We start from the raw sequence: 20,106 nt of genomic DNA, 5'->3' as shown, positions 1-20,106 counted from the left end.
ATGCAAATCTTAGATTGTTCAATTTCAGAATTAAATATATAAAATATTAAAAGGACTTTTTCTTTTGTGAAAAAGTCCTTTTGTCTACAGACTGAAAGGAGCTATAGTTATATAGCTCCTTTTTTATTATTTAAATGAATTAATACTTTCTAACCTTGCCTTCATCTTATCACTTGGAGACATTTTAAAATCATAATTGTATACTGCATTTTCAAAGTCACCATAAGTTGGATTTGGAAGTACTATGTATTTAGTTCCAAAGAATTTTTTTTCTTTTTCTACTATGGCACGTCTTTCTTCGTTACTCTTTTTATCATATCCATTAGGGAAATCACCTAAATTATCTCCACAATATATTGCAAGATTATATTTTTCTTTGATTTTATTCCATCTAGCGTCTTTATTGCTAGTATCTGTTTTTAAAAGTATATGTTCTTTATCAGAATTTACAAAGCCTAATTTTTTCATATTCTTTATTGTGGCATCAAGTTCTTTATCTTCGCTTCTATTTGATACGTAGAAAACCTCAAAACCTTTACTTTTAGCGTAGTCAGTAAATTCTTTTGCGCCATCAATAGCTTTTGCATCTGCCTTTTGAACCCATTCACCAAAGTTTTCTTTTGAATATAATTCATTATGTTTTATTTCATATCCTGCATGAGGAGAGTTATCTATAATAGTTTCATCTATATCTAGAGTAACAGCATAAGGTTTATCAGTCTTTTCTTTGACTAATTTATCTATATAGTTCATTCCAGAGTTATAAGCTTCATATCTTAATGCCTTTACTTCTCCAGAGTTTTGTTGCCATAGAGTAGCTAGAACATTTTGTTGAACTAAAGCTTTAGTATCATTATTTTCGTACTTTGCTTCAACTTGTGCTATCTCATTAGAATGCTTCTCGTTTTCATAGATTAGAGTCCCTCCAGTACCTACACCAATTCCGATGATTAATGATAGGATTATCCCTTGTATTTTGGTCTTATTCATGTAAAACTTCCTCTCTTTTGTAAAGTAATTAAATATTATTGCAAACAATTACAGTTTATTTCTTATTTGTAATTAAATCAATTAACAGGGTATGAACAAAATTTTACAATTAAATGAATGATATAAGTATTGAGTTATATATAATAAAATAACTGTAATATAAGTATAATATTAACTAAAATTATATAAAATATTTAAATGTTTACATGAAACAAATTGTTAATATTCCGCTTTTATAAGAAAACGATATGTAGTAAAATAAAGAAGGATATCATTTTCATTAATGAAGTTTAGAGATTTTTTTAATGAAAATGAGCTATCGGTTATAAATATAGTGTGTAGCGCATAATATAAAGTTATGTTAAGAATAATCACACAAAATTAAGGAGGACGCGATTATGACTAAAGGACTATCATTAGACTTATCTAAAGTAGCTCCATATCTAAACATGGATGAAATTGATTTTATGGGGGATTTAGTACAATCAGCACATAAAAAATTACATGAAGGAACTGGTGCAGGAAATGACTTCTTAGGTTGGATTGACCTACCTGTAAATTATGATAAAGTAGAATTTACAAGAATCCAAGAAGCAGCAAAGAGAATTCAAGAAACTTCAGATGTTCTTATAGTAATAGGAATAGGTGGATCATACTTAGGAGCTAGAGCAGCTATAGAAATGCTTACAAATAACTTCTATAATGTATTATCAAAAGAAGATAGAAAAGCTCCACAAATATTCTACGTAGGTAATAACATAAGTGCAACATACATGAATCAATTATTAAAGGCTATAGAAGGAAAGGATATTTCAGTTAACGTAATATCAAAATCAGGCACTACAACTGAACCTGCAATAGCATTTAGAATATTTAAAGATCTTCTTGAAAAGAAATATGGAAAAGAAGAAGCTAAAAAGAGAATATACGCAACAACTGATGCTTCAAAGGGAGCTCTTAAGACATTAGCAGATGCAGAGGGATACGAAACTTACGTAATTCCTGATGATGTTGGAGGAAGATTCTCAGTTTTAACAGCGGTTGGATTACTTCCAATAGCAGCAGCTGGAGTTAATATAGAAGAAATGATGAAGGGTGCAGCAGATGCAAGAGAAACTTACTCAAATCCTTCAGTTAAAGAAAATGACTGTTACAAATATGCAGCAGTAAGAAATGCTTTATATAACAAAGGAAAAACTATAGAAATCTTAGTAAACTACGAACCATCACTTCACTACTTCAACGAATGGTGGAAGCAATTATACGGAGAGTCAGAAGGAAAAGACAACAAGGGAATATTCCCAGCAGCTGTTGATTTCTCAACTGACCTTCACTCAATGGGACAATATATCCAAGAAGGAAGAAGAGATCTTTTTGAAACTGTTATAAATGTAGATAAAGCTGAAGAATCAGTTATAATAGAAGCTACAGAAGATAATATAGATGGATTAAACTTCTTAGCTGGAAAAGATATGAACTTTGTAAACCAAAAAGCTTTCCAAGGAACTTTATTAGCACATAATGATGGTGGAGTTCCAAACATGGTAGTTAATGTACCAGAATTAACTCCATACTACTTTGGACAATTAGTTTACTTCTTTGAAAAAGCATGTGGAATTAGTGGATATCTTTTAGGTGTAAATCCATTCAACCAACCAGGTGTTGAAGCATACAAGAAGAATATGTTTGCTTTACTTGGAAAACCAGGATTTGAAGATTTAAAAGCTGAATTAGAAGCTAAATTAAAATAATATATATATGAAAATTATTATTGATGGAGATGCTTGTCCAAGCATCTCCAAAATTGAAAATTTAGCAAAAGAATATGCAATAGAAGTAAATATTTTTGTTGATATACATCATTTTATTCAAAGTGATTATTCAAAAGTTGTAATTGTAGATAGTGGTTTTCAAAGTGTGGATATGTATGTAGTAAATAACTCTCAAAATGGAGATATAGTAGTTACTCAGGATTATGGAGTTGCAGCTATGTGCTTACCTAGAGGTGTTAATGTTATAAGTCCTAAGGGAAGTATATACACAGAAAAAAATATTGATTTATTATTAGAACAAAGACATATATCACAAAAAATTAGAAAAGCTGGTGGAAGGTTTAAAGGACCTAAAAAGAGAACTTCAGAGGATGAAGAAAGATTATTAAATAATTTAAGATCTATAATTGAATATAATATTAAAAACTAAGAGCTATATAAAATACCTGTATTTTATATAGCTCTTTTTTTATGAGTGTATATGTACTATAAGCTCAAACAATACATTATTATAATATTTTTTGTAATCAGTAAGGTGTCAATTAGGAAATGTACATTGTACATTAAGAAGAATGTTGTATAATAAAATAAGAGAATTATGGAATTTTATTTACAATAATTGGGATTGTAGTATAATAAGAGAATAGCGATGGTTAATACGGGGTGAAATATATGGGTGATATGAATATTTTATTTGGGAAGAAGAGTCCTCAAGAACCTAAGGAGAATATAGAGATAGGTGTTGAATTTGAGGAAGAGATAGATTTTAAAGTTTTAATCGGAAATGATGGGATTTGGAGTACAATAAAAAACTTTAATAATAAAAAATCATGTGTTTGGACTCCAAAAAATGAGGGTGAATACATAGTAATGGTACAAGGGAAAAGGAAAGGTTCTAAGAAGCCTTTTGAATTTTTAGCAAAAGAAGAATACATAATAGGAAAGAGCTTGGGTGAGGAGAAATTGATTAAGGAAATTTTATTAGATAAAGAAGAGTGTTTTACTGGTGAAAAAGTTAATATAGAAGTCGTTTCAAGTAAAGAAGTTCTATTATATAGATTTTGGAGAAGAGGAGATAATGGTTGGGAACCTGTAAGGGATTATTCAACTGACAATAAATTATCATATGCTGCTGTACGTGAGGGAACTGAGGAGATCCTAATAGAATGCAAAAAAACAAGTTCTAAAGAAAATGTTGATGAATATAAGACTATAAAATTCAAAGTTAAAGAAAAAAATAAAGTTGAAATAACAGATTTTAAATGCTTAACAGATGAATTATTATTAAATGAAGAACTAGTATTTAAAGTTAAGGCTTCCTGTGATGATGCACGTCCATTACTATTTAAATTTGTAAGAGTGGACAAGTACGGAAGATCAGTATGTATACAAGATTTCTCATCAAGAAGAATTGTAAGTTTCCAAGAGAATGAGGAAGGAGAATATAAACTTTTATGTCTTATGAAAGATATATTCTCAAATAAAGAGTACGATGATAGAGCTGTTATGTTATATGAAGTTAGACCATATAATGCTGTAAGGATTAATAGCTTTAAGGCTGATGTTAATACGCCACAAGTATCAGGAACAGATATTACATTTAAAGCAGATGCTTATGGCGGAAGAGAATTAGTATATAGATATATTGTAGATGGTCCAATTGCAGAAGATTCATGCTATACAAGAAGTAAGGAATTTTATTGGAATCCTAGAGAAAAGGGGTCTTATAAGATAACTTTATATGTAAAAGATATATCTTATAATGGAGATTATGAAGATAAGAAGACAATAGTATTTGATATAGATAAAAAAGGAGATAAGCCAATTAGAATAGTTGATGTTATCTCAGATCAAAGAAGGGAAGTTATAGTTAATAGACCTATAAATGTTAGAGCAATTGCTGAAGGTGGAACTATACTTTTATATTCATTCATAATTTTTAGAGATGGAAAAGAAATCGATAGAATAGATTATAGTAGAACAAATTGGCTAAACTATACTCCAAAAGAAAAAGGAGAGTATGAAATCAGTATAAGGGTAAAGGATAAATACTCTCTAGAGGATTATGATGTCGATTCAAGTGTGTTTTTAAAGGTAAAAGACTATTTACCAGGAAATATAGATTATATTTTATTACCTTGTAGAGAATTATTCTTAGTTGGTGATGAAATAGAAGTAGAAGCTGTAGTTCAAAATACAAAAAATATATTAATTAATTTTGTAACCAAAATAAATGGACATGAAGTTGAAGAAACAGGATTTATGAAGAATAAGAAGATTGTTGTCAAACCTAAATGTGCAGGAAAATACACCTTCGAAGTTTATGCAAAAAACGTAAAGTGTGAAGGTGAATTTGATACAAAAAGAGATATAAATATATATGTACATGAGGCAATTCCAGTTACAGGAACTAAAATAAAAATAGATAAAGAGCCAATTAAAATCAACACTGAAGTAAACTTCTGGGCTGAAAGTGTTGGAGGAAAAGATGTTTGTTATGAATTTTATTTAATGGAAAAAGGTAACTGGGTAAAAGCTCAAAGCTATAGCAAGAAAAGATATTATACATTTATACCATTTTCAAAAGGTAAATATAGAGTAATGGTACTTGCAAAGAGTTTTTATAAAAGAGTTAATTATGAGGATTACTGTGAGATAGAATTTACTGTATAAAATTTATTATAGAGTTATGTAGCGTAAATTAAAAAAGTCCTAAAGGGCTTTTTTAATTTAGCAATAATTTTATATTTATAGCAAGGATTCATTAATTGATTTTTGGGGAGATTAATAATACAATAAGATGAAACTTAAGTTAGAGAAAAATATTTAGATAAATAACAAAATAAAGATAAGAGGTGTTCAATAAATTGCAAAGATTAGATAAGATAATTTCAAATTTAGGATACGGAAGTAGAAAAGAAATTAAGGTATTAGCAAGAAAAGGGTTTATAGAAGTTGATGGAGTAGTAGAAAAAGATAGCGGTAAGCTTGTAGATCCTGATAAATCAGTTATAAAGATAAATGGAGAACAAATATTTTATAGAGAGTTTATATATCTTATGATGAATAAGCCAGATGGAGTAATATCAGCTACATCTGATTCAAGAGAAGAAACAGTTGTTGATCTTTTAGAAGTAGATCATCAAGCCTTTGAACCATTCCCAGTTGGAAGGCTAGATAAAGATACTGTAGGACTATTATTATTAACTAATGATGGAGAATTAAATCATAGATTAATAGCTCCTAAATGGAAAGTAGATAAAGTTTATTATGCTAAAATAGATAAAAAAGTTACTGAAGAAGATGTTGAAGCATTTAAAAAAGGTATTACTTTAGATGATGGATATATTTGCAAAGAAGCAACTCTTGAAATTATAGAAGCAACAGATGAGGGATCAGAAATTAATGTAACAATACAAGAAGGTAAATTCCATCAAGTTAAAAGAATGTTTGAAGCTGTAGGAAAAAATGTAGTATATCTTCAAAGAATTGAATTTGGAGGATTACCTTTAGATGAAGAACTAGAGGAAGGCGAATATAGGGAACTAACAGAAGAAGAAATAATGCATCTAAAAAGCTTTTAACGAATGATGGGAAAACTTGCAAGAGAATTATTCATTAATTTCCATAAAATGAATAAAGTTTTTAAAATTACTTGCATTTTATAATCCATTAACATATAATACTATTGCAAGGATAAATAAAAGGAATAAATAGCCCCCTTTTTATTTATTGCTTATTGCTAAAGCGCAACCTGGCCCCAAGGGTTGCGTTTTTTCGTGTCTAAAAATATATTTTTGTAAATATTTACACGGGTGATGAGTTATACTAAACATATGAAATAATTAAGTAAAGAATTTGAATTAAAAAAATCAAAAACTATAAAAAATGAAATATTTAATTCATATGTAATGAGTAATGAAAGATTAAAATCTATCAAATTTTATAATTTTGCATGATTTAAAAGAGATATTTACAATGATATTTAATAAATGTATAATTAAATACGTTAGATAAATAAAAAAGTAATGCAGTGAAGAAGAAGAGTATATGAATCTTTATTTTAAAGAGAGCGAAGTATTGGTGAGAACTTTGTAAATAAAATCATAGAAAGAAGCTTTGGAGCATAGTGTCGAAATTTAAGAGTAGATAACTGGGTTTTCTCCCCTTATAGAGAATTAAGTGAGCTTAAAAATTTATATTTTTCGGCTAATTTAGGTGGTACCGCGTAAAGTTGTAGTCTTTTCGTCCTAAGTGTTTAGGAGGAGAAGACTTTTTTTATATGAATTTTAGAAAGGTGATGAAATAATGAGTAGAGAAACATTAGCAAATTTAATATTTAAAAATGAATTAAAGACTCCAGAGTATTATTTAGAGAAATATCCTGAAAGAAACTTAAAAGAAGGGGCTAGAGTTGTAAGATATGCACCAAGTCCTACTGGATTCCAACATATTGGAGGAGTTTATGCAGCACTTATAAATGAAAGACTTGCACATCAAAGCGAAGGGATTTTCTATTTAAGAATTGAAGATACAGACCAAAAGAGAGAAGTTGAAGGTGCTATAGAAGATACAATAGCTACTATGCATAACTTTGGAATGAATTTTGACGAAGGTATGACAGGAGAAGAAACTTCAAAAGGTGAATATGGTCCATATAGACAAAGTCAAAGAAAAGAAATATACCATACATTCGCTAAAGAATTAGTTAAAAAAGGATTAGCATACCCATGCTTCTGTACTCCAGAAGAGTTAAATGAAATAAGAGAAAAGCAAATGGCAGAAAAGATTACTCCAGGATATTATGGAGAATATGCTGTCTATAGAAATCTTCCAGTAGAAGAAGCTATAAAGAAAATTGAAAATGGTGAAGAATATATTTTAAGATTAAAATCACCAGGAAAAGAAGAAAATAGAGTAGAATGCCATGATTTAATAAAGGGAGATGTTTCATTCCCAGAAAATGTTCAAGATATAGTTATAATTAAATCAGATGGACTTCCAACATATCATTTTGCACATGCTATAGATGATGCATTAATGCACACTACAGATGTAATAAGAGGAGAAGAATGGTTATCATCACTTCCAATACATCTTCAATTATTTGATGTTTTAGGATTTAAGAGACCAAACTATGCTCACGTTCCAACAATAATGAAATCAGAAAATGGATCAAAGAGAAAACTTTCAAAGAGAAAAGATCCAGAAAGTGCTGTAAGTTACTATAGAGAAGAAGGATACCCAGCAGTTTCTGTTATTGAATATCTTTTAAATATTATAAACTCAAGCTTTGAAGATTGGAGAGCAGAAAATCCAGATGCAGATTATCATGAATTCACTGTAGCTTTAGATAAGATGAGTAAATCAGGTGCTTTATTTGATATAGTTAAATTACATGATGTAAGTAAGAATGTTATATGTAAAATGAAACCTGAAGTAGTATATGATTATTATACAACTTGGGCAAAAGATTTTGATAAAGAAATGTTTGACCTTGTAACTAAAGATGAAGCTATGATGAAAGAAGTATTCAACATAGATAAAGAAGGTCCAAAGCCAAGAAAAGATTTTGGTAAATGGAATGAAGTTCGTGAAAAAATATTCTACTTCTTTGATGAACTATTTGATTTAGAAAAAGCAGAAGATGTAGAGCTTCCAAAGACTTTAAACTTAGAAGATGCTAAGAGTATAATTGAAAGCTATGCTAAGGCATACAACTTTAATACTGATCAAGAAACTTGGTTTGAAGAACTTAAAACTTTAGCTGTAGAGCTTGGATATGCAACAAACAGAAAAGAATACAAAAAGAATCCAGAAAACTTTAAGGGAATGGTTTCAGATGTTGCAGGTGCAGTAAGAGCAGCACTTACTCATAGAACAAATACACCAGATCTTTATACAATAATGCAAATTATGGGTGAAGAAAAGGTAAGAGAAAGATTTAATAAATTTATTAACTTATAAAGTATTAGTTATAAATAGAAGGACATACTACATTGGGTAGTATGTCCTTTATATTTTGTATAAATATTATTTTAATTTAAATGAACTCTTAAGTGGAACTATTCTATTAAAGATTAACTTTCCATCTTTAGTGTGATTATCCACTGAGAAGAATCCATTTCTAACCATTTGGAATTTATCTAATGCTTTTGCACCATTAATTGCAATTGGTTCAATAAATCCATTAAGTACTTGCATTGAGTTTGGATTTATTTGTTCTAAGAAATTCTTATCAACATTTCCATCCTCAACATCTAATATTAAAGGTTCATATAATCTAAATTCAGCAGGTACTGCATTTTTTGCATCAACCCAGTGAATTGTTCCTTTAACTTTTCTTCCTGTAAATCCAGAACCACTCTTAGTTTCTGGATCATAAGTACAGTGAAGTTCTATAACATTTCCTTCAGGATCTTTTATTACATCATTACATTTAATAAAGTATGCTCCCATAAGTCTAACTTCGTTACCAGGGAATAATCTAAAGTACTTTTTAACTGGTACTTCCATGAAGTCATCTCTTTCAACATAGATTTCTCTTGAGAAAGGAACTTCTCTTGTTCCAAGTTCTTCATTCTTTGGATTATTAGAAACTGGTAACATCTCAGTTTTTCCTTCTGGATAGTTTGTTATGATAACTTTAAGTGGATTCATAACAGCCATAGCAGTAGGAGCTTTAGTTTGAAGGTCTTCTCTTAAGAAGTAATCAAGCATTTGAGAGTCAACTACTGAATTATTCTTCGCAACACCAATAGCTGTGCAGAAGTTTCTTATAGATTCAGGAGTATATCCTCTTCTTCTAAGACCTGAGATAGTTGGCATTCTTGGGTCATCCCATCCATCCACTATCTTTTCATCAACTAATTGTTTAAGCTTTCTCTTACTCATAACAGTATTAGTCATGTTAAGTCTTGCAAATTCAATTTGTCTTGGTACATTTTCCATTTCACATTCTTTAACGATCCAATCATATAAAGGTCTGTGATCTGCAAACTCTAAAGTACAAATTGAATGAGTTATTCCTTCAATTGCATCTTCAATTGGATGAGCAAAGTCATACATAGGATATATACACCACTTATCACCTGTATTGTGATGTGTAGCATGAGCAATTCTATATATTATAGGATCTCTCATATTCATATTAGGAGAAGCCATATCTATTTTTGCTCTTAAAACTTTTTCTCCATCTTTGAACTCACCTTTTCTCATTTTTTCAAATAACTCTAGGTTTTCTTCAACAGTTCTATTTCTATAAGGACTATCTTTTCCAGGTTCAGTTAAGTTTCCTCTAAATTCTTTTGCCTCATCTGGAGTTAAATCACAAACATATGCTAAACCTTTCTTTATTAAAAGGATTGCTCTATTATACATTTCATCAAAATAGTTTGATGCAAAGTGAAGTTCATCCCACTGACATCCAAGCCATTTTACATCCTCTTCAATTGACTGAACATACTCAGTATCTTCCTTAACTGGATTTGTATCATCAAATCTTAAGTTTGTTCTTCCTTTAAATTCAGCACCAAGACCAAAGTTTAAAAGAATTGATTTAGCATGACCTATATGTAGATATCCATTTGGTTCTGGTGGAAATCTTGTTATTATGCTATCATGCTTTCCGTTATCTAAGTCTTCAATTATTATATTTCTTATGAAGTTAGATGAATTCATATCATTTGACATAAATATTACCCCTCCTATAATTATATTTCAAATAGGGCTATTAAAAACAACCTCTAATCTATGTCTATATATTATACATTTACCTTTAATTTTAATCTAATATAGAAAAAAAATAAAGTATAACTTTATTTATCCAGTTTAAAATAGATAATACTGGATAAATGTTGTAAAATTTACTTATATTATGATTCTGGGGGTAAATATGAAGATTTTAAGGAATATAGTAGTAATTTTTATTATTACATCTATTGGTGTTATTGGAATAGGATGCACTGAAAATAAGGATGTTGATATTAAAGTGAATAATAAAGAAGTGAATGTGGATAACAATGCAAAAGAAGAAAAGGGACATAAAGAAGATGTAATTACTTTAAAAGAAGTTGAAGAAAATTATAATGGGAGAGATCCTAAAGAGTGGGGGGAGAAGGTAACTGGAGTACTAAATCATATAAATACTAATGATAAGGTAGTATTTTTAACTTTTGATGCTTGTGGAGGAACGCATGGAAATGACTATGATAAAGAGCTCATAGAGTATCTAAAAAAAGAAGGAATAGAAGCTACATTATTTATAAATAGTAGATGGATAGATAGTAATAAGGATATATTTAATGATTTAGCTAGAAACAATCTTTTTTCTATTCAAAATCATGGAACATTGCATAAACCGTTAAGCGTAAATGGTAGAGAAGTCTATAAGATAAAGGGTACTAATTCTGTTAAGGAAGTCTATGATGAAATCAGTGGTAATGACGCTAAGATAAAAGAATTAACAGGTAAAAAACCAAAATTATTTAGATCAGGAACTGCATATTATGATGATATATCAGTAAAGATAGCTAAGGATCTTGGATATGAAATTGGAGGCTTTGATGTTTTAGGAGATGCAGGAGCAACATTTTCAAAAGAACAAATAATAAAGCAAGGAAAAACTGTAAAAAATGGTTCTATATTAATTTATCATATGAATAAACCTAAGGGAGAGACCTTTGAAGGGGTTAAAGTTGTAATAGAAAACTTAAAGAAAGCTGGATATTCATTTAAAAAGATAGAAGATTATGTTTAAAAAATAAGGGCTTCTATAAAATTAACTGATTTAGTTAATTTTATAGCGCCCTTTTATTTTAATATATAATTATTTTGCTTTATTGAAACGATCACTAACTACATCCCAGTTTATAAGTTCAAAGAAGTTAGTTACATAATCAGCACGTCTATTTTGATATTTTAAGTAATAAGCATGTTCCCAAACATCTATTGTTAGTAATGGTGTTTGATCTGTTGATATTGGACAGATTTGGTTTGGAGTTGATGTTATTTCAAGTTCTTTATTTTCGTTTAGTACAAGCCAAGCCCAACCTGAACCAAATTGACCTAAAGCAGCAGCTTTTAATTTAGCTATACAATTTGCATATGAACCAAATATTCTATCGATGGCCATCTTTAAATCACCAGTAGGAACTCCACCTTTATTAGGTCCTATTCCATCCCAATAAAATTCATGATTATACACTCCGCCGGCATTGTTTATAACAGCTTGGCGTATATCTTCAGGAATTTCATCAAGGTTCTTAAGTATTTCTTCTAATGAGAAGTTGAAAAATTTTGGATACTTTTCAAGTGCTTTATTTAAGTTATCAACATATGTTTGTTGATGCTTATCATGATGTATAGTTACAGTTCTTTCATCTATAACTGGCTCTAAAGCATCATATGAATAAGGTAGTGGTTTTAAAGTAAATCTTTTTTCCATATTAAATCACCTCTAAATTATTATTTGTTTTAATCAATACCTTTAATATATTTATATAATTTGATTATAGAATATTACTACAAGTAAAGATATGGAATTTATGTGAATATTCCCTCTAAGTTAAAGGATGGAACAAAATCAGTAGTATTAGATCCGCTTTCTTGTATGAATGCATTTTTTACTCCAATTTCAGCTGCATAGCTTATTAAACTATCATAAAGCTTAGGGTTTAATGGTTTTGATAATTCTTTATAATCAAAAGCATTAAACATAGGGGTATATTGATTCATTATACTAATATATACATTATCACCAAAAAGGTTATATATTTTATCTATTACTTTCTTTGAATCAAATAGTAGAGTAGGAAGCATAAGATGTCTTATTATCATTCCTTTAATCATTCTTCCTTTTTCATCAAATTTATTTGGACCTACTTGAGAATACATTTCTTTTAAAATAGCTATAACATTATCTTTATATCCAGGTGCTTTTGAGTATTTAATAGCATATTTATCATCAAAATATTTAAAATCAGGAAGGTATACATCGATATATCCATTTAGTGCTTTAATTGTTTCTATAGAATCATATCCATTTGTATTATAAAGAATAGGAAGAGTTAATCCATTATTTTTAGCAATCTTTAAAGCTTCAATTATTTGAGGAACATAGTGAGTTGGTGTAACTAGGTTTATGTTATTAGCTCCTTTATCTTGAAGTCTTAAAAATATATTTGATAGTTCTTCTATACTTATGAAAGCTCCCTTATCCTCTTGGCTTATTTCATGATTTTGACAAAATACACATCTAAAGTTACAGTTAGAGAAAAATACTGTTCCTGAACCAGTATCTAATGATATAGGTGGTTCTTCCCACATATGAAGCTCTGCACGAGCTGCTTTTATTTTATCTGATGAATTACAAGCACCAAGTTTTCCGTTTAATCTATCTACATTACATTTTCTTGCACAAAGGTTACAATTTTTAAGCATGTTATTATAATCCAATAAAATCACCTCTTAAATAATATATAAAGATTATATTACTACAAGGTTTGTTAATCAATTATACTAAGAACTTATCCTATGTAACACATGTTAAATATTTTGAATATATAATAAATATTGACAGATGATGGAGAATAACTATAAAATATATAATAACTATAAAAAATAATAAATAGTATAACTTAGAGGTGAATTATGAGTGTAGGAGTATCTAAATAAGATTTTTAATTAAATAAATCCAGAAATTTTGAAGGGGAAGGTACCCTTTATTTGTCATGGAATTATTTAAATCTTTGAAGATACTAAAATCTATACGAGGAATAATTATGCCCTAGGATAAGTGCGTAATATTTAAGTCGTAGAGTATCTTTCTCTACGACTTTTTTGTATCTTCATTAAATAATTTATATTTAAAGGAGAATTAAAAATGAATAAAGAAACATTTGAAAAATTACAATATAATGAATTAAAAGAAAAGCTTAAAAGCTACTGTGTAAGTGGACTTGGAAGAGAATTAATAGATAAATTAGAGCCATCAAGGAATATAAAAGTAGTAAAAAGAAGGCTTGAAGAAACAAAAGAAGCAAGAACACTTTTAGATATAACAGGATATGTTCCTCTTCAAGGAATTCATAATGTAAATATGTTACTTGATAGTATACAAAAGGGTATTGTTTTAACAGGTGAGGAACTTATAACAATATCAGACTTTTTAAGAGGATGTAGAAAAGTTAAAGAGTATATGAAAGATAAAGAAGGGTATGCACCTATATTAAACTCATATTCAAGTAATATAGGAGAATTCTTGTGGATTGAGGAAGACATAAATTACTCAATAAAAGGAAATAGAGTTGATTCAAATGCTACAAAAGAGCTTAAAAAGATTAGAAAATCTATTGATATATGTGAAGGAAAGATAGAGGAGAAACTGAATAAATTCCTTAAAAATAGTGAAAACAAAAAGTTTATTCAAGAATTTTTTATAAGTAAAAGAAATGATAGATTTACTATACCAATAAAAGCAGCTTATAAAAATGTTGTTAATGGAAGTATAGTTCCTTTAAACTTTGAAGTTGGAAGAGATTATAGAAGTTTAATAATTACAGGGCCAAATGCAGGCGGAAAAACTGTAGTATTAAAAACTGTAGGTCTTTTGACTTTAGCAGTTCAATCTGGACTTCATATAAGCGTTAAAGAAGGAAGTGAGATTTCAGTATTTAATAAGATATATGTAGATATCGGAGATAATCAAAGTATTGAAAATGCACTTAGTACATTTTCATCTCACGTAAAAAATTTATCAGCAATAATTAGGGAAAGTGGTAAATCAACATTACTACTATTTGATGAGATAGGAAGTGGTACAGAACCAAATGAAGGAGCTGCTCTTGCTATAGCTATATTAGAAGAGTTATATCATAAAGGATGTATAACTATTGCAACAACTCACTATGGAGAGATAAAGAACTTCTCACAAAAACATGATGACTTTGAAAATGCAGCCATGATGTTTAAGAAAGATACTTTAGAGCCTCTTTATAGGCTTCAAATTGGAAAATCAGGGGATAGTAATGCACTTTGGATATCAAAGAAGATGGGAATTGATGATAGAATATTAAATAAAGCTAAGAGGTATATGGAAGATAAAAATTATAGTCTTGAAAAAGTTAAAGAAAGTAAGGTCTCTAAAGATATTATTAGTGAAGAGGAAGAGATAAAAAATATATATAACTATTCTATTGGAGATAAGGTTCTTTTATTAGATTATAATGATTATGGTATTATATACAAAGAGAGAGACGAGTTTAATAATATAGAAGTGTTTTATAAAAATGAGTTTATAAAGGTTAATGAAAGAAGGATTAAGCTTAGTATAACAGCAGAAGAACTTTATCCGGAAGGATATGATTTAACTTCAATTTTTATAGAATACTCTGAAAGAAAGCTTGAACATGATATAGAAAGAGGATCTAAGAAGGCTCTTAGAGAAATTAAAAAGTCAATGAAGTAGATAGATTTTAAAAGGCTAAAGGAGAGATTTAAAATTATGGATGAATTTTTAGAGTGGGATTATGAAGGAGAAGTATTTGATAGAATTCAAGATAGAAATATTGAAATAAGAGATAAAAATTTTGATGGATGTACATTTAATAGATGTGATTTTACAGGAGTAAGCTTTCTAGAGTCATCATTTGAAGATTGTACCTTCAATGAGTGCAATTTATCATTAACTAAATTCTATCATTCAAAGATTAGAGGAGTTAAGTTTATTGATTGTAAAATTGTTGGAGTAGATTTTACTAAATGTGATAGGTTTATTATGGATTTTGAGTTTAATAAATCTCTTATACAAAGTTGCAGTTTTGCAGGTCTTAAGGTTCCAAAAACCAAGTTTATAGAATGTAATGTAGCTTCAAGTGATTTTATAGACGCAGATTTAAGAGAATGCAATTTTTCAAAATCAAGCTTAGAAGATAGTATATTTGAAAACACAAATCTTTCAAAAGCAAACTTTAAGGATTCCATAAAATATAGAATAAACCCTCAAAATAATAATATAAAAAAAGCTAAGTTTAGTATGCCAGATGTATTAGGACTTTTAGAAGATTTTGATATAGTTATAAAATAGTAAGCTTTAAGGGGGGATTAAATATGAGTAATTTAGAAAGTATAGTAAATAATACTAAGAAGTTAATAACAAAGAGTTATTTAAAAGATGAATTTAGAAGAATTGGAATACAAGAAGGTGATTGCCTTCTTGTACATTCTGCATTAAGTAAACTTGGATTTGTTTGTGGTGGAGAAGTAGCTGTTGTAGAGGCACTTATAGAAGTAGTAGGAGAAGATGGAACGATAGTTATGCCAACTCATAGTGGAGATTATGTAGATCCAATATTCTGGGGTAATCCTCCTGTACCAAATGAATGGTTTGAAGATATAAGAAAGGAAATGCCAGTCTTTAATCCTGACGTAACGCCTACATTTGGAATGGGAAGAATAGTAGAGTGTTTTAGAAATATAAAAGGTGTAAAAAGAAGTTATCATCCCACAGTATCATTTGCAGCCTTTGGGAAGCATGCTGATTTCATTACAAAAAATCATAGCCTGGAATATTCTCTTGGAGAAAATTCACCATTAGCTAGATTTTATGAGTTAGATGGTAAAGTCCTATTGATTGGAGTTGACTATGATAGCAACACATCATTCCACTTATCAGAGTATAGAGCAGGGAATTATAGTGCTACTATTAGCGCATCTCCAGTTATAGAAAATGGAGAGAGATTATTTAAATCTTATGAAGATATAGAATTTAAAACAGAGTTATTTATGTTTGCTGGAGAAGAATTTGAAGAAAATAATAATGTTAAAATAGATAAAATAGGAAACGCTGATATAAAGATATTTAATCAAAGAGATTGTGTAGACTTTGGAGTTAAATATTTTAAGGAATGTACTCTATATTAGGATGTGTTTAAATTTGATGAAAAAAATTTACAGTTTTGAAATTGCAATATTTAACAAAATCGAGATATTTAGATATATTAAAGATAAATAAAAGAAAATAGCATATAGATCTTGATTTAATAGCTAATTTGAAAAAATATAGGTGAATATTATAAAATATAAGAAAAAAACTTAAAAGAAAAAACTTCTTTATTTGTATAATTTAATTATAAGAAATTTGTACAAGAGGGAGGAACTTATAATGAGTAAATGGTTATTTATAATACAAGGAATTTTATTAGCTATTATAGGAATAATATTTTTTATTTATCCAATAGAAGCACTAGTTAACTTCACAATGATTTGTGGAATATTTGCTTTTGTAGCAGGTATTATATCAATAATAAAAGCATTCGAAGCGGATAGAAAAGGAATGTTTATATTTAATGGGATAATAGATATATTATTTGGTGTAACACTTTGGTTCTCACCAATATATTCATCAGAAGTATTAGTAATATTCTTTGGTGTATGGGGATTAATAAGAGGTATATCTTTATTATGTGGTGAATTCCAATATAAGACAGCCGGATTTAATATAAGAACAATATACTTAATACTAATAATAGTATTAAGTATACTAGTAATTCTTTATCCAATAATAGCATTAGCATTTACACCTATTATAATTGGAGTATATTTAATCCTAATAGCTATATTTGAAATATATTTATGTTTTGAACTTTAATATTAATAGTATTAAGTAAGATGTAGTAAAGTTTAGTATATAGAAAATACAAAAAGATTCTATGATTCCATAGAATCTCAGAGTATCGACAAAGTCGATACTCTTTTTTAGTAAAAAATATTTGAATGATATGAATGTTAACTAAAAGAGAAATGAATTCAAAATAACAAGCAGAATTTAATTGTTTAGAAGATTTGGTTTTAAAGGATCATTTATTTAGAAAAATTAATAAAACAATAGACTTTAATTTAATGGCTATATTCCATTTGCATTACAAATTTATACATAATATTATTTTATTTGAATATATACCATTTTAAATATTATAATTAGGATAAAAAGGATTTGATTTTTATGAAGCTTTCAATAGGAGAAACAAGTAAAATTTTTAATATAAGTAAGGATACTTTAAGATATTATGATAAAATAGGGATTTTAAAACCTCATGTTAACCCTAAAAACGGATATAGATATTATTTATTAAAGGATTTGGAAAAGCTAGGATTAATTGTAGGTATAAAATACCTAGGTATATCATTATCAGATATAAAAAATACAATAGAAAGTGAAGATATACATAGCTACAAAAACTTAGTTGTAAGACAAGAAGATATAATAAAAAAAAGACTTAATGAATTAGTTCAGTTAAAAGAAAATTTAGCTAATAGCAAAATAATAATGGATAAAATAATAAATTTTAATAATGAATATGACTTTACAAAGCTTGATGTAAAAAATAAAAATTATACTCTTTATAATATCAATATGAAAAGTCTTTTATGTTCTAATTCGTGCGAAAATATTAACCTAAAATTTGAGAAAGAAGTAGCTAATTTAAGCGAAGAATCTTATTTTTATATTTATAACATTTTAGGAAATAAATATGTAGAAGAGAATGATGACATATTTTTTGTAAAAGAAAACTCAAATATCTTAAAATTAGTTGAAAAATATTCAAAAGAAAATATTATAGATTTTAAAAGAAAAATTATTTCCGGAAAATTTGTATGTGTAGATTTTTATGGAACAATAAAAGAAATAAGTAATTATATACTTCTTCTTAATAAACATTTTGAATGCTCTGCAAATAATAGTGCATATGTTAAATACGAATTTTACCTACCTAGAAAAAATGAAGATATTATTTATTTTGTAAATATAAATCTAGAAATTTAATATAAAAACTTTAAAAATAGTGTTGACCTTGGAGTTACTCTAACCTTTATAATCATAAATACAAATTATGAAAAGAGAGGTAATTAAATGGAAGAGAATATCTTAGGAAAAGAAAAAATATCAAAACTATTTATTCAGTTTTCAATACCAGCAATTATAGCTATGGTTATAGCAGGTATGCAGTCAATGGTAGATGGAGTGTTTATTGGTAATTTTGTTGGTTCCACTGCAATGGCTAGTGTTAGTTTAGGTGGACCATATATACAACTTGTAATAGGTCTATCTATGATGATAAGTGTAGGGTCCTTAAGTTTTATGGGAAGAAGTCTTGGCGAAGGAAATAAAAAATTAACTCAAAATATATTTAGAACTGCACTTATTCTTTTAGGTGTATTTGCTGCAGTGTTAACAATAATAGGAGTTTTGTTCAGCGATAATATAGCCAATTTACTTGGAGCAAATCCTGAATTGTTAGGTGGAGTATCTACATATATAAGAACAATATCAATATGTATAATACCTATGTCACTCGCATTTTTAATTGGATTTGCAGATAGACTTGTTGAAAAACCAGAACTGTATTTTAAAGGGATGGTATTAAGTTTAATAGTGAATATAACTTTAAACTATATCTTAATAAAACAAATGAATCTCGGGATAATTGGTGCAGCACTAGCAACTGGATTATCATATACATCTGTATTTATTGTTGTTATATCTCCAATGTTAAAAAAAGACAATATTATAAATATCTTTTTGGGGAGGTTTGATAAAACAACTATAATACCTATGATTTATAATGGTTCATCTGAAGCTATGACTGCTGTATCGTCAGCAATATCTGCTTACTTATTCAATATGGCATTTATGAGTTTCACTGGAGAAGTAGGTGTTGCGGCCTTTACAAGTATTAATTATATAGCACAATTTGGTACTTTAATTGTATTTGGAATTGCAGATGGAATTGGATCTATAATAAGCTACAATTATGGTGCAAAATACTTTGGTAGAGTTAAATCAATTTTAAAAATATCATTAAAAATAGCTTTTGTAGTAGGTATTGGAACATTTTTAACATTACTCTTCTTTGGAGAAAATATAATAAACCTATTCGTATCTTCAGATCAAAATGTAGTAAATTTAGCTGTTCAAGGCTCTAAAATATATGCATTTGCATTTTTGTTAAATGGATTTAATACACTTTGCTCATCATATTTTACTTCCATAGGATATGCTAAAGAATCTGTAATTATTGCTTTAAGTAGAGGGCTTGTATGTATAGCTCTAGGAATAACAATATTACCTAGAATTTTTGGACTAAACGGTGTTTGGCTTACCATTCCTTTTGCTGAATTAATTACTATTATAATATGCTACTGCTTAGCAAGTAAGTATATTTCATCAAAGAAAGGTACTTGTAGTCAAGCCATACTAGATTAATTTTAGTTATCTTAAACTATCATTAATTAAAATTTCTTTATCATTATATAAAAGAAGAAAAGGCAAAGTTTTTTTATCGAA

Annotated in this window: 16 protein-coding genes and 1 other annotated feature; of the genes, 12 read left to right on the top strand and 4 right to left on the bottom strand. The window is 28.2% G+C overall.

Features of this window, described 5'->3' with window-relative positions:
• Positions 1–126: 126 nt before the first annotated feature.
• Positions 127–990, bottom strand: a complete 864-nt coding sequence (locus JOC62_RS16975; RefSeq protein ID WP_204596470.1) for a 5'-nucleotidase, lipoprotein e(P4) family — start codon at positions 988–990, stop codon at positions 127–129.
• A gap of 398 nt (positions 991–1,388) precedes the next feature.
• Between JOC62_RS16975 and JOC62_RS16970 the strand changes: the two genes are divergently transcribed.
• From JOC62_RS16970 to gltX, 5 genes are all read left to right on the top strand, one after another.
• Entirely contained in the window at positions 1,389–2,741 is a 1,353-nt protein-coding gene (locus tag JOC62_RS16970) for a glucose-6-phosphate isomerase (protein WP_204596469.1), read from the top strand.
• Between the two features lie 7 nt (positions 2,742–2,748).
• Positions 2,749–3,192, top strand: a complete 444-nt coding sequence (locus JOC62_RS16965; RefSeq protein WP_204596468.1) for a YaiI/YqxD family protein — start codon at positions 2,749–2,751, stop codon at positions 3,190–3,192.
• Positions 3,193–3,434: 242 nt separating this feature from the next.
• A complete protein-coding gene (locus tag JOC62_RS16960; protein ID WP_204596467.1) occupies positions 3,435–5,435 on the top strand; it encodes a triple tyrosine motif-containing protein in 2,001 nt (666 codons plus the stop codon).
• 194 nt (positions 5,436–5,629) lie between these two features.
• Positions 5,630–6,346, top strand: a complete 717-nt coding sequence (locus JOC62_RS16955; RefSeq protein WP_204596466.1) for a pseudouridine synthase — start codon at positions 5,630–5,632, stop codon at positions 6,344–6,346.
• A 440-nt stretch (positions 6,347–6,786) separates the two neighbouring features.
• Positions 6,787–7,018: a binding site (T-box leader), on the top strand.
• 52 nt (positions 7,019–7,070) lie between these two features.
• Entirely contained in the window at positions 7,071–8,729 is a 1,659-nt protein-coding gene (gene gltX / locus JOC62_RS16950; RefSeq protein ID WP_204596465.1) for a glutamate--tRNA ligase, read from the top strand.
• Positions 8,730–8,795: 66 nt separating this feature from the next.
• On the opposite strand, the gene JOC62_RS16945 is transcribed toward gltX, so the two are convergent.
• A complete protein-coding gene (locus JOC62_RS16945) occupies positions 8,796–10,454 on the bottom strand; it encodes a glutamine--tRNA ligase/YqeY domain fusion protein (protein ID WP_204596464.1) in 1,659 nt (552 codons plus the stop codon).
• Positions 10,455–10,656: 202 nt separating this feature from the next.
• On the opposite strand from JOC62_RS16945, the gene JOC62_RS16940 reads away from it, so the two are divergent.
• The gene (locus JOC62_RS16940) at positions 10,657–11,520 is read left to right on the top strand and encodes a polysaccharide deacetylase family protein (RefSeq protein WP_204596463.1); all 864 of its coding nucleotides are present in this window, start codon (positions 10,657–10,659) and stop codon (positions 11,518–11,520) included.
• A gap of 69 nt (positions 11,521–11,589) precedes the next feature.
• On the opposite strand, the gene JOC62_RS16935 is transcribed toward JOC62_RS16940, so the two are convergent.
• Together JOC62_RS16935 and JOC62_RS16930 are read right to left on the bottom strand one after the other, a co-directional pair.
• Positions 11,590–12,207 carry a superoxide dismutase gene (locus tag JOC62_RS16935; RefSeq protein ID WP_204596462.1) on the bottom strand — a complete coding sequence of 206 codons (618 nt, stop codon included), beginning with the start codon at positions 12,205–12,207 and terminating at the stop codon, positions 11,590–11,592.
• A 98-nt stretch (positions 12,208–12,305) separates the two neighbouring features.
• Positions 12,306–13,202, bottom strand: coding sequence for a radical SAM protein (locus tag JOC62_RS16930; protein ID WP_423883145.1), 897 nt, complete (start codon positions 13,200–13,202; stop codon positions 12,306–12,308).
• A 442-nt stretch (positions 13,203–13,644) separates the two neighbouring features.
• Between JOC62_RS16930 and JOC62_RS16925 the strand changes: the two genes are divergently transcribed.
• The 6 genes from JOC62_RS16925 (at position 13,645) to JOC62_RS16900 (ending at position 20,025) form a co-directional block, all read left to right on the top strand.
• Positions 13,645–15,228 (top strand): MutS-related protein, encoded by a 1,584-nt coding sequence (locus JOC62_RS16925; RefSeq protein ID WP_204596460.1) that lies wholly within the window; start codon positions 13,645–13,647, stop codon positions 15,226–15,228.
• Positions 15,229–15,264: 36 nt separating this feature from the next.
• Complete coding sequence (locus JOC62_RS16920; RefSeq protein WP_204596459.1) at positions 15,265–15,846, top strand: pentapeptide repeat-containing protein; 582 nt, start codon at positions 15,265–15,267, stop codon at positions 15,844–15,846.
• Positions 15,847–15,869: 23 nt separating this feature from the next.
• Positions 15,870–16,682 carry an AAC(3) family N-acetyltransferase gene (locus JOC62_RS16915; protein ID WP_204596458.1) on the top strand — a complete coding sequence of 271 codons (813 nt, stop codon included), beginning with the start codon at positions 15,870–15,872 and terminating at the stop codon, positions 16,680–16,682.
• A gap of 241 nt (positions 16,683–16,923) precedes the next feature.
• Positions 16,924–17,409 carry a DUF308 domain-containing protein gene (locus JOC62_RS16910; RefSeq protein WP_204596457.1) on the top strand — a complete coding sequence of 162 codons (486 nt, stop codon included), beginning with the start codon at positions 16,924–16,926 and terminating at the stop codon, positions 17,407–17,409.
• Between the two features lie 354 nt (positions 17,410–17,763).
• Positions 17,764–18,585, top strand: coding sequence for a MerR family transcriptional regulator (locus JOC62_RS16905; protein ID WP_204596456.1), 822 nt, complete (start codon positions 17,764–17,766; stop codon positions 18,583–18,585).
• Between the two features lie 87 nt (positions 18,586–18,672).
• Entirely contained in the window at positions 18,673–20,025 is a 1,353-nt protein-coding gene (locus JOC62_RS16900; RefSeq protein ID WP_204596455.1) for an MATE family efflux transporter, read from the top strand.
• The last annotated feature ends 81 nt before the right edge of the window (positions 20,026–20,106 follow it).

Origin of the sequence: Clostridium sardiniense, from assembly GCF_016907995.1 — a bacterium.
GTDB lineage: Bacteria > Bacillota > Clostridia > Clostridiales > Clostridiaceae > Clostridium > Clostridium sardiniense.
This window is presented reverse-complemented; position numbering and strand designations above follow the sequence as displayed.

Coding starts and splice junctions, on each gene's coding strand:
- JOC62_RS16915 (WP_204596458.1), top strand. CDS start 15,870: ATGAGTAATTTAGAAAGTATAGTAAATAATACTAAGAAGTTAATAACA.
- JOC62_RS16975 (WP_204596470.1), bottom strand. CDS start 990: ATGAATAAGACCAAAATACAAGGGATAATCCTATCATTAATCATCGGA.
- JOC62_RS16945 (WP_204596464.1), bottom strand. CDS start 10,454: ATGTCAAATGATATGAATTCATCTAACTTCATAAGAAATATAATAATT.
- JOC62_RS16935 (WP_204596462.1), bottom strand. CDS start 12,207: ATGGAAAAAAGATTTACTTTAAAACCACTACCTTATTCATATGATGCT.
- JOC62_RS16905 (WP_204596456.1), top strand. CDS start 17,764: ATGAAGCTTTCAATAGGAGAAACAAGTAAAATTTTTAATATAAGTAAG.
- JOC62_RS16940 (WP_204596463.1), top strand. CDS start 10,657: ATGAAGATTTTAAGGAATATAGTAGTAATTTTTATTATTACATCTATT.
- JOC62_RS16910 (WP_204596457.1), top strand. CDS start 16,924: ATGAGTAAATGGTTATTTATAATACAAGGAATTTTATTAGCTATTATA.
- JOC62_RS16900 (WP_204596455.1), top strand. CDS start 18,673: ATGGAAGAGAATATCTTAGGAAAAGAAAAAATATCAAAACTATTTATT.
- JOC62_RS16970 (WP_204596469.1), top strand. CDS start 1,389: ATGACTAAAGGACTATCATTAGACTTATCTAAAGTAGCTCCATATCTA.
- JOC62_RS16960 (WP_204596467.1), top strand. CDS start 3,435: ATGGGTGATATGAATATTTTATTTGGGAAGAAGAGTCCTCAAGAACCT.
- gltX (WP_204596465.1), top strand. CDS start 7,071: ATGAGTAGAGAAACATTAGCAAATTTAATATTTAAAAATGAATTAAAG.
- JOC62_RS16965 (WP_204596468.1), top strand. CDS start 2,749: ATGAAAATTATTATTGATGGAGATGCTTGTCCAAGCATCTCCAAAATT.
- JOC62_RS16920 (WP_204596459.1), top strand. CDS start 15,265: ATGGATGAATTTTTAGAGTGGGATTATGAAGGAGAAGTATTTGATAGA.
- JOC62_RS16930 (WP_423883145.1), bottom strand. CDS start 13,202: ATGCTTAAAAATTGTAACCTTTGTGCAAGAAAATGTAATGTAGATAGA.
- JOC62_RS16925 (WP_204596460.1), top strand. CDS start 13,645: ATGAATAAAGAAACATTTGAAAAATTACAATATAATGAATTAAAAGAA.